The 10,813-nt window shown below is 38.6% G+C and carries 11 protein-coding genes; all 11 read left to right on the top strand.

All coding sequences use genetic code 11. The annotated features are described in order from the left end of the window. Positions 1–436: 436 nt before the first annotated feature. The 11 genes from Q4567_RS21745 to Q4567_RS21695 all read left to right on the top strand — a co-directional run bounded on the left by Q4567_RS21745 (position 437) and on the right by Q4567_RS21695 (position 10,677). Positions 437–1,021, top strand: a complete 585-nt coding sequence (locus tag Q4567_RS21745) for a hypothetical protein (RefSeq protein WP_303502411.1) — start codon at positions 437–439, stop codon at positions 1,019–1,021. A 134-nt stretch (positions 1,022–1,155) separates the two neighbouring features. Next, complete coding sequence (locus Q4567_RS21740; RefSeq protein ID WP_303502409.1) at positions 1,156–1,536, top strand: hypothetical protein; 381 nt, start codon at positions 1,156–1,158, stop codon at positions 1,534–1,536. A gap of 91 nt (positions 1,537–1,627) precedes the next feature. Beyond that, positions 1,628–2,155, top strand: a complete 528-nt coding sequence (locus tag Q4567_RS21735) for a hypothetical protein (protein WP_303477715.1) — start codon at positions 1,628–1,630, stop codon at positions 2,153–2,155. Between the two features lie 483 nt (positions 2,156–2,638). Then, positions 2,639–2,863 (top strand): hypothetical protein, encoded by a 225-nt coding sequence (locus Q4567_RS21730; protein ID WP_216049421.1) that lies wholly within the window; start codon positions 2,639–2,641, stop codon positions 2,861–2,863. Between the two features lie 104 nt (positions 2,864–2,967). After that, entirely contained in the window at positions 2,968–3,813 is an 846-nt protein-coding gene (locus Q4567_RS21725; RefSeq protein ID WP_303502407.1) for a hypothetical protein, read from the top strand. A 121-nt stretch (positions 3,814–3,934) separates the two neighbouring features. Further along, positions 3,935–4,480, top strand: a complete 546-nt coding sequence (locus Q4567_RS21720; RefSeq protein WP_303502406.1) for a GNAT family N-acetyltransferase — start codon at positions 3,935–3,937, stop codon at positions 4,478–4,480. A 121-nt stretch (positions 4,481–4,601) separates the two neighbouring features. Beyond that, positions 4,602–5,798: a DUF3800 domain-containing protein gene (locus tag Q4567_RS21715; protein WP_303502404.1), complete on the top strand. Its 1,197-nt coding sequence runs from the start codon at positions 4,602–4,604 to the stop codon at positions 5,796–5,798. Positions 5,799–5,833: 35 nt separating this feature from the next. Continuing rightward, a complete protein-coding gene (locus Q4567_RS21710) occupies positions 5,834–6,634 on the top strand; it encodes a phospholipase D-like domain-containing protein (RefSeq protein WP_303502401.1) in 801 nt (266 codons plus the stop codon). Between the two features lie 150 nt (positions 6,635–6,784). Further along, the gene (locus Q4567_RS21705; protein ID WP_303502399.1) at positions 6,785–7,732 is read left to right on the top strand and encodes a hypothetical protein; all 948 of its coding nucleotides are present in this window, start codon (positions 6,785–6,787) and stop codon (positions 7,730–7,732) included. 126 nt (positions 7,733–7,858) lie between these two features. Next, the gene (locus tag Q4567_RS21700) at positions 7,859–10,036 is read left to right on the top strand and encodes a P-loop NTPase fold protein (RefSeq protein WP_303502396.1); all 2,178 of its coding nucleotides are present in this window, start codon (positions 7,859–7,861) and stop codon (positions 10,034–10,036) included. Between the two features lie 101 nt (positions 10,037–10,137). Further along, a complete protein-coding gene (locus Q4567_RS21695) occupies positions 10,138–10,677 on the top strand; it encodes a hypothetical protein (RefSeq protein WP_303502393.1) in 540 nt (179 codons plus the stop codon). Positions 10,678–10,813: the final 136 nt, after the last annotated feature.

Genomic DNA, 10,813 nt, shown 5'->3' with positions numbered 1-10,813 from the left:
CAGGCTCGCTGGGACAATAACACGTAGGCTCAGTCGCTTCGCTCCAATTTTAGCCTACGTGTTATTGCCCGTTATGCGGGTGTTAGGTGTCAAAAAAGGATTTCATTATGGATAATACAACTCAAATCTTAATATCTTGGTTTCCCTTGCTTCTTGTTTTATTAATTGCATAGGTAATTCCAATCATAATAATTTCTAGATCACAAAATGTTGGACGCCAAGAAAAGCTAGCATGGATAATAGGAAGTTTGTTTATTAGCTGGTTTTGTTTAATATTATTTTTGCTAATTGCACCATTAAAGCCTAATGATAAGTAACATGACACCTAACAAACGTATGTTGCTGACCCAAACTCGTGGCCATTGTTCGTGCCTCACAAAGTGTAGGCCACAAGTTTGTGCAGCAAATTCGGACGTTAGAAGACAAGGAGGTTTTTATGAAAATCTTAAATTTAGCTATACCTTTACTGTTGCTATCTCAGTTGGCTTTCGCAGAAGTTGACATTTCTCTGTCGAATGACAGTGAAAAAGAGGAAATGAAACGATCTCAAGTGTTAAGGCTCATAGAACAACATGATCTGAGCAAGTGGTGGTTTACGGATAAAATAATAATAGATGAGTCTGTTCGAAGTCCGTTTAGTCATCCTGTTTTGACACTTAAAGCTTCAATGCCAAACAATGACCCAGCAGGTTTGTCTCAGTTGTTACATGAGCAGATTCACTGGTTTGAAGACTCAAAGAAAAAAGAAGTAGAAAATACTATTTCAGCGCTACGCAAAATGTATCCGTCTGTCCCCGTAGGCTATCCAGATGGCGCGAGAAGTGAGTTTTCAACGTACTTACACCTCGCTGTTTGCTTAATGGAACTTGATGCACTTACCGAAGTGCTGGGAAAGGAAAAAGCAGAAACAGTTATCGCCACTAATGGGAAGTTCTTTTATAAATGGATATATAAAACAGTACTAGAAGACCAAGCTAAAATACGGAAGGTTTTAGAAAACCATGATTTATACATCCAGTAATGTCTTCTAACAAAAAAATTAAGTTCGCCCGCTGCGCGGGCTGGGACGCAAATATGTGGGCTGGCTCGCTTCGCTCAGATTCTAGCCCTCATATCTGCGCCCCTTATTTAAAAGTTATGTGCCTAAGGACGGTCATGCTCAAACTGTTAAACCCAAATATTGAATCTGAGTTAAAAGCATACTGTCAAAAATGGCTTTGTCACCTGTCTCAGAATGATTTTGATCAAGCTCTTAATTTGGTAACCGTCCCTAACAATTACGGTACTCGCTGGGGTGAAAAGGAAATAAGAGATGCTGTTTTTGACTATTATGGTAGCGAATCAGAATTTAAAATCGAGAATACCGATATAGCTTTTTGCACCCCGGAGTTCATGGAATGTAATGACGGTAGTTACCTTTTTGGTTTTTATTTCCCTGTTAATGGTGAAATCACTGACTTAACCGTGGAGTTCGAGTTTTCTCGAGTCAATAACAATGAGTTTAGTGCCACCATAAATGACATTCACGTTTTGTAGTAAATGGCACATAACAAAAAAATTAAGTCACTCACTTCGTTCGGATTTTAGCCCACACGTCTGCGCCCCTTATTTAAAAGTTAGGGTTCCTATGTTCAGAGTTCTAGTCTTTTTGATATTGGTATTAGCTATATGCGCACCCTCATATTCAGTTCCTTTGAACACCACTACTGAATCGACAATCAGACAAAATCTTGAAAAGCACGCACTTGATTTTGAACACGTTATTTCCTTCGCCATCGAAAATCAGTTGGAGGTCGTACAATGGGTAGATGGTAGAAATGGGGAGCGGGCTTCGGTTAAGTCAATAATTAAAAAAGGTAGTAGAAATTACATAGAAATAACTGATTCAAGTCTGGATGAACTAACTGAATTTTTACTAAGCGAAAACATAGATGTAATCTGGCTACAGCATTTTGATGGAATTTGGCTCATTAGAAAAGCGTTTACTTTTAAGCATAACGATCGAGAGCAAGAAGGATTTTACACGTTTGGTGAGCCGACTGATAAAGGGTTATGTAAGCTTAGCGATGAATCAGAAGATTATGGTAACTATCAAAAAGTCACAGGTGAGTGGTATATTGCAAAGTGTCAATATCCGTCTACCTCCGGAACCTAACAAACGCATTAAAATGGACGCCTAACAGTTGGCTGGCGCTCATTCTTCGCTAAGTTTAGCCAACTGTTATTCGCAATTTATGCGGGCGTTATAGCGCATAAGCCTTTCAGATTATGGTTTAGCGCAAAGGCGGATTTTTGCGGTACTTCTCCGAGTTGACTACTGCTTTTTTCCGCAATTCCCCTGCGGTTTATTCAATTCAAAATACTTCTTTCTCAAATCGCTTTTATAAAAACCTGTTCACAATAACGTTTATCAATAGTTGCAGTTTTCTGGCAGTTTGGTTTAGTCTAGGGTAATAATTTTAATCAAGTTGTTGTGCTAACTGCTTGTGGCGGCAAAGCCGCGATAGTGAAGTGGGGTGGCGCAATAACAAACGTATGTTGCTGACACCAACTCGCGGCCATTGTTCGTGCCTCACAAAGTTTAGGCCACAAGTTTGTGCAACAAATACGGGCGTTATATGCAAAAGGAGAATTGTGCATGAATATCAATGCAACATTACTTGGAGAGATAATATTTATCTCTGTAATAGTTATTGGCATCCTAAGTTATTACTTAGGCAAACGTAAAACAAACACACCTAAAATGGCCACCTTAATTGGTGTTCTATTATCATTTATTCCGCCACTCGGTTTAATTTATCTTGCCATATTGGTACTAAAAAATGATATTAATCAAAATAATACTAGTACGGCTGTTGGGTAATTTGCATATAACAAAAAGCTCAATCGGAAAATTACTCGCTGGCCTTCGGCCAAAACGCATCGTATTTTCCGTTTAGCTTAAGCGTTAGCAGTTTAAGGGAAGCTATGAGTAAACGGAAAAATGAGAGAAGTTTGATTCCATTAATGTCAGTTGTCGGGCTAGTAAGTGCGCCTCTAATTTTCATTCTTGGAATAGTGGCTGGTAGCCAAATTCAGTTATCCTCAATTTTAACTGCTGACTCATTATCCTCATGGGTCTCTGCATTAGCTACTGTTGCTATTGCTGTTTTAACATTTATTTTAGCTAAAGAAACTTGGTACTTAAGGGAAGCTCAAATAGAGCAAGTTGACTCTCTTAGAAAAGAAAATATTAGACCAAGTGTTTCAGTTACTCTTAAAAATAGTGATATTTCATTTAATTTGATGATGGTTAATGTGAGTAACCTAGGAAAAGGTATCGCTCGAAATGTAAGTTTCAAGTTTATTGATAAAGACGGAGCTGAAATTTCCGAAGGTGAAAATGTAATAGTTGACCTTTTTTTAAAACTTCATATTTTTTCTAACGGCATGCACTCGTTAGGAATTAATCAAAAAGTAGATAGCTTTTTGTTTAGTTTTTTTGAGTTAAAAGGGAAACTTGAAGGCGATGATATTTTTACCCCATTTTTCAAAATAGTTGTTTCTTATACAGATGTTGAAGGTTATGACTATTCCAATGAGTTAACCATTGACTTTGCTGAGTTAAAAGGAATTACTGAAATTGGAGGTGGAGACCCTTTGCATAAAATGGCGGGAGATTTAAAGAAACTCAGAGAACAATTGGAGAAAATGACTAACTCTTCATCTAAAAAGTTACACGTTAATACTTATACATCAAAAGATCGTGAGGCTCAGCGAAAAGCAGATGAAAAGAGGTTTGCCGAATACAAGAAGCAACAGGACAAGTTGTAAAACTGCTAACAAGGCCGTTAAACAAAGGACACAAAACAGCAGGTTGTGCTCCTTCGTCGCCAATTTTAGCCTGCTATTTTGTGCCGTTTACGGCAAGCGTTAGCAACTAATTAGTAAAACGATGATTACATTTGAAGTTTCTAAAGATATAAATCTTAAAATGCTACAAGAGAGTGACGCAGAAAAACTTTTTGAGTTAGTTGACGGTAATCGTTCACACCTTCGAGAATGGCTACCATGGTTGGATTTCAACAAATCTGTAAACGATTCTTTGTATTACATTAAAACTAACCATGAACAATATTTGAATAATCTAGGATTTAACTGCGGAGTTTTCTTTTCAGATGAACTTGTTGGCATGTGTGGTTATCACCCCATTGATCACCTAAACAAGAAAGTGGTTCTTGGCTATTGGATTGCACAGCAAGCTCAAGGAAAAGGTATCATCACCAAATGCGTTGAATATTTAATCAATTATGCGTTCGACACTCTTGAGCTTAACAAAGTGTCTATCCCTGCCGCAGAGTACAACTATAAGAGCCAAGCTGTCTCTGAACGATTAGGTTTAGTCAAAGAAGGAATTGAACGAGAGGCCGAATTTTTGTATGACAAATATGTTAATCACATACATTATTCGGTACTACGTTCAGAATGGAAACGTTGCTAACAAACTGCTGTAGTCGCTCGCGGGCTCGCTGGGACGCAAACACATGGGCTGCGTCGCTTCGCTCCTAATTTTAGCCCATGTATTTTCGCCCCTAAGCAGGGCGTTAAGTGTCAGGGATAGAATGAGCAGAAACAGTAAAGCTAAAAGAGACTCCAAGAAAAAAGCCCAAAAGCGGTCGCAGAATCAAAAAAAGGAAGCGGCTTTACGAGAGAAACAGATGATTCCTACTATCTATTTTGATGAATCTGGCAATACAGGTTCAAACCTACTTGATCCTAATCAACCTGTATTTACTTTAGCAAGTTGTCGCTTTTCTGAAGATGATTCCAAGAAGCTAATTGCACTTCTCGAATCAAACTCTCCTCATGAGGCGCACTTCAAAAATCTTCGCCGAAGGAAGTCTGGGCAGGATGGTATTGTCAGGCTAATGAGCAGTAACCTGCTCAATTTGGAAACGGTAAAAGTCAATATTTTCTTGAAAGAGTTTATGGTTACTACAAAAATTGTAGACTTACTAATTGAGCATATGATGCATCTTTCTGGTGAGGATCTTTACTTAAATGGAAGAAACATAGCGTTATCAAATATGCTCTATTACTATCTGCCTGCATTCTGTGATGAAGATTTAGTAAAAGCTATGTATAACTCTTTTGTAGTTATGATTCGTGAGCAGGGCCAAGAGCATATTGATGGTTTTTATTCTGATGTTGAGAAAGTAAAAGAATCATCTGTTGATGAAAAATTCAAGCAAGATATTGACCTTATATTATTTACTAAAGATTGCATTGATGACGCTCTTAACGGTGTTGATAAGTTCTCTTTGGATCCATCAATTCCAGCGTTATTTAGTCATTGTGCTCAATGGGGTGAAGCATATCCTAAAGGTTTTCATATCATTCATGATGACTCACACAGCATTGAAAAACAGCGTTTACTATTTGCTCAGTTTATGGACTGGACCCAAGATGAAGTCGAGCTGGGTTATGACCGAAGAAAATATAACCTCCCTCTAAAAGGGAAATCATTAAAGTTTGCTAGCTCGGATGACCACCTACAGGTGCAGGTAGCTGACATCATTGCTAGTTCATTCTCATATTGGGCTGCCGGAGTGAGCCGTGGAGAAACAGAGGACTATTTGTTTTTAGAACTAACTAAGCTTAATCTGGATAAATATATTGGCCACAATAAAATCTGGCCAACTCAGGACGTTACACCTGAGGATTTAGGAACCGTACATGATGGTGGCCTAAATGCGGCAAATTATACGCCGTTTTTTCTAAATAGGGCTGTTCCTAATCCAGATGTTGCGAACACTTAACAAAACGCTGAACATGGTTCGGAGAAGATACTAAATTGAAGGTTTCAGAGCTAACCTTAAATGCAATAAAGCCTTATATTACTGGCGACGGGGCTCCCACGCCATACATGTCTGGGCCAGAGCTAATTAAGTTTTTTAACGCTTTTGGGCTATCTGATGAATATTCTCGCGAAGGCCTACCAAATTCATGGTCGAGAAATGAGTATGCCTACGAACGATTAAAGGAAGTAAACGGAACTCCAGAATTCAAGAAGTTAATCGAAGCCATTCCTGATAGCCGGAAAGTCAATAACCCAGATAAAGTGGCAAATGAGCTAAGTGAAATAATAAAACACGATGGCTACGCCTTCGAAAAAGATGATAGAGGTATTTTCAAAGTCAATGGCTCCGCGATCGATGATCCAGTATTAATAGCGGCACATTTCCAAGAAATCAAAGATCAAATTATTGAATCTATTCGGTCCGCAGAGTTTACTATTTGGATTGCTGTGGCATGGTTCACCGATAGAGATATCGGGAACGAACTACGTTTAAAGCATCAAAAAGGCATTAACGTCCGAGTAATTGTAAATGACGATGAAATAACCGATAAACATGGTTTAGAGTTTAGCTCTAGGGGAATTGAATACAAAAAGGTCTCACCAAACTCGCCGTGGGGTAAAAAATTGATGCATAACAAGTTTTGTATAATTGATTTATACAAAGTTATTCATGGTTCGTATAATTGGACAAGTAATGCGCAATATAACAACGAAAACATTACAATTACAGAGAGTCGAGACTTGGCAGAGGAGTTTTCAAGGCAGTTTATTGAACTTCGTAGTCAAGAAACTTAACAAGCGCTTCCAGTCTGACGCCAAACACTACGCGGTTTTGTGTCACTCGCTGCGCTCGAACATTATCACAAAAACCGCTTCGCATTCGGCGCAGCTGAAGCGAGCGTTAGGCCTCGTTTACTCTAGCATAGGCGGAAAAGGAAAATTTAAGTGGAAGACTTAAAGCATCAAATAAGAATGCAAGCTACTGCCAATGTGTTTCAAACTATGGGCACGGAAGGTTCTGGGGCCAAAGTTATCGAACAATTTAAAAGCATGCCTGATGAACTACTAGATATACTGGGAACAAATGCAGGTATCAAGAAAGAGCACTTACCAATATATCGCAAGTTAACTCGAGGCGAAAAAAATGATTTCACTGAAAAGCTTCAGAATTTTAGAGATGAACTGAAAACAGGAGATATTATTCTTGTAACTGGTACTTCAAACTCCTCAAAGGTATTGGCGAAATTACAAAAAACAGTTTACTCAAAAGCTCGATCTAGTCATGTTGTAATCGTTTTAGCCGACTTTATATGTATAGATGCAATGCCCAATATCGGTGTTTCTCTTAAATTAATACATGAAGTTTTGAATGATGTTCAAGAAGGTTGGCGGATTATTCGATTTAAAGGACTACAAGAGAAAGACAGTGATGTGCTCAGCAAGACATGCGCTTATTATATTGAGCAACCATATATAATTTTGCCAAAAAAGAAACCGGCAAAGAAATTCTCATACTGTTCCGAATTAGCACGTAAAGTTTATCTTGATAGCAAAATTAAAAATACTGGGATTCCAAATAATACTATTATAAAGCCATGTGATTTCGATAAAATCGCCGATCAAAATAGTCAGTGGCTAGACGTAACAGATTCCGTTAAGCCTTACGTAGAGTTCTGTATAGAATATGAAGGGGTCTTAAAGTTCATAGCTAAGAGCTTTACACAAGGCATAGAGCTAAACCGGCAACGATTTAGCGAACGAAGAAAAGTTAGAGAAAATGTATCTAAAATGCATAAAAAAGGTGTGATTACCGACTCTGGTGCAGCTCAGATAAAAAATAAAATAGAGTTACTTGAAAAATCATTAAACTATAAGTTTTGGGATTATCAATAAGGCCTAACAAGCGCCTCAACAAAGGACGTTAAAAGCTTGGCTTGCGCTCCTTCGTCGCTAATTATAGCCAAGCATTTTACGCCTGTTAGGCCGGCGTTAGGCCTCCGAATGCCCCAAGGAAAGATTATGGAAGATAAAAACTACTCCTCTGATTCACCAATCCACGAGCAAGGGCAAGATAGATTTTCGCGCTGGAGCTTCTCAGAGAGAGTAGCCCAAGTAATATCAAAACGAAGTGATCCAAGCAGCATTGTTATTGGTCTCTACGGGATATGGGGTGATGGTAAAACATCTGTTCTCAACTTTATCGAAAAATCACTTGAAAGTGATGAGAACGTAATATGTATAAAATTCAATCCGTGGCGTTTCGGTACAGAAGATGAGTTACTAACCGGCTTCTTTTTTGATATTGCAGGAGCGCTAGATGCAGAGCTAATTAAAACCGGTGATAAGCTCAAGGATTTCGTTAAAAAAGCAGCGCCTGGTGCTGGCGCTATTATGGGTGCAAAGGGTGCGGGCGATGCTCTTGGGACATTTATCTCAGGGCCAGATATAAATGAACTTAAGAGAAGAATAGAACGTGAGTTAGAGTCAGCAAAAAAACGAGTCCTTATACTAATCGATGATGTAGATAGGCTGGAAAAGACTGAAATACACGCATTATTTAGATTAGTTAAGTTAACAGCAGACTTTAAATATACATCGTACATATTGGCATTCGATAAAGATGTTGTCGCAGCATCTTTGCAAGATCGCTACTCTAGTGCTGCTGAGAATTCCGGCGAGGCATTTTTAGAGAAAATCATTCAGGTTCCTCTACATTTACCAGCAGTCGAAAAGCAAGTGCTTCGAGAGTTTTGTTTTCAAGGAGTGGATGAAGCTATAAATATTTCAGGTATTTCGCTCTCCGAACAACAAGTGCAAGAATTTGTTCGAGACTTTAGCGCCGCTTTCGATGATTGCTTAACAACTCCAAGAAAAGCCAAGCTTTATGGAAATATACTAATGTTCTCTTTGCCAATTTTGCATGGAGAGGTAAACGCAGTTGATCTCATGCTTTTGGAGGGAATAAGAATCTTTTGCCCACCTTTGTATGAGGTGCTGAGAATAAATAAGAGACTATTTACAGGATCTTTCAGAGATAGCCATTACTCGAACAATGATAGCGAAAAGGAACACATAAGAAATCTTTTAGATGGCGCACTTAGTCGAGGAAAGAATATTAACAAAGAGGGGTTTATTGACCTCTTAAAGAACATGTTTCCAAAGCTTCAATCAGTTTATGGCAATATGAACTATGGCTCGGATTGGTATGAGAAATGGAATAATGGACAGAGAATTTGTTCTGAAAATTATTACTCTAGATATTTTACTTACGCAATACCAAAGGGAGATATATCAGATAAGGCAATTCAGGAGTTATCTAAAGATAGTGAGAAATGGCAAGAGCCCTACGATTTGGAAAGCAATCCACTAAATGGAATATTCAACGCCTCTTCAGCTGAAACATTAATAAAAAAATTGAGGCATAATGCAGGAAAAATAGATGCTGATGCCGCGTTAGCATTGGCTGTTGCTGTTGCGCAAAAGAGCGATGACATCCCCAATCCAGAGGTGTTGTATAGCTGGATAGCTCCGTTTTCGCAGGCAGCCATGCTGGTTAGTGATTTAATTCAAAACGTACAGGAACCTGACCGAGTTGCTTTGGCAAAAAAATGCATCGATTCAGCACCTTCACTGGAATTTAAACTCGAGATTTTTAGATGGTTAAAACGTGAGGATGAAAACAAGCCCGAAAAGGATGCTTTTTCTGAAGCCTGTATAGATGATATCGGAAAGCACTTGGGAAAACTTATAGATGATAAAATTGAAGGGAAGGACGATCTAACTAAGCTGGCGCCTAACTCTATCCCAACGATATTTTATACATTAAATAGATATGTGCGTGATGACTATGTGAATGATTATGTAGCAGGATTGATTTCGAATGATTCAGAAGCTCTTGTTAGAATACTTGATTCTTATGTGCCAACTGCTTGGGGGATGGAATCAGGCATTTCGCACAAGTCGGATTTCGAAAGAGAGCAATACAACAGTCTAACTGGGCAATTAGATGCATCAATAGTTTTAAGCGCAATCCAAGATCATTTCCCACATGCAATAGGCGTCTCTGATGACTTTCCAAGAGTGTACGATGATGATGTAGACAAGGGGATTCTATTCTTGAAGCAATTCGTCTGGTTACATCAATACGTACTGCGTGAATCGGAATCTGAAGAGGAGCCACATGATGGTGGAGAGTAGGCCTAACAAGGCGCTGTTGTCGGACTGTTTTTCCGCTGGCGCTACAATACAGTCGCAAAGCGCGGCGTTAGGACTACTGACTCAGCATCTAGGAAAGTTTTATGGAAATTAAAAGAGTAAAAATTAGATTTTCTGATGAAGACGACACCTTTTCTATGAGGGAATTTACGCATTTTATGTACTTATTCAATGCCGCTAACAATGCATTCATAAGTTACGATGGCGAAGGCCAAGCAGAAGAAGTTTTAGAAAACGAAAATTGGGATTTATTTAAATCAATTCTTAGAAAATATGGTGATGAGTACCGTATTCAAGAATTATTTTTCGCTCAAAAAAATGAACTTCAAATAGAAAAAATAATAAAGCAGAGTCCTCTGGAAATGTGGGTTGTTGGACCTTTAGTAGCTCTCGTTGCAGCGGTGATTATTTCAGGTGGAAAGGTTGATTTAAAAAATCTTACATTTGAAGTTAATTCTCTAGGTAGCGGTTTAAAGGATTTATTAGAAGCATTTAACTTACCTGAAAGACTAGCAAAAGAAGATACCAAAATATTCAGCATGCCTTCTAAGCAGAAAAAATTAGAAGACAAGATGGCGAAAGGTGATGATGAAGTTGAAGGTGGTAACGAAAACAAGTCCTAACAAGCGCATGTTGTCGGACAGGTTTTCCGCTGCGCTCCTTACCAGCCGCAAATGCGGGCGTTAGCAGTACAAGGAGGCTTCAATGGAACCATCAATCCCCATCAAATGGGTTCAAGGTTTAAAAGTAGCTTATTCA

It is taken from the genome of Aliiglaciecola sp. 2_MG-2023, assembly GCF_030548145.1.
Lineage (GTDB): Bacteria > Pseudomonadota > Gammaproteobacteria > Enterobacterales > Alteromonadaceae > Aliiglaciecola > Aliiglaciecola lipolytica_A.
The sequence above is the reverse complement of the archived record's forward strand: the minus strand, read 5'-3'. Positions and strand labels throughout refer to the sequence as shown.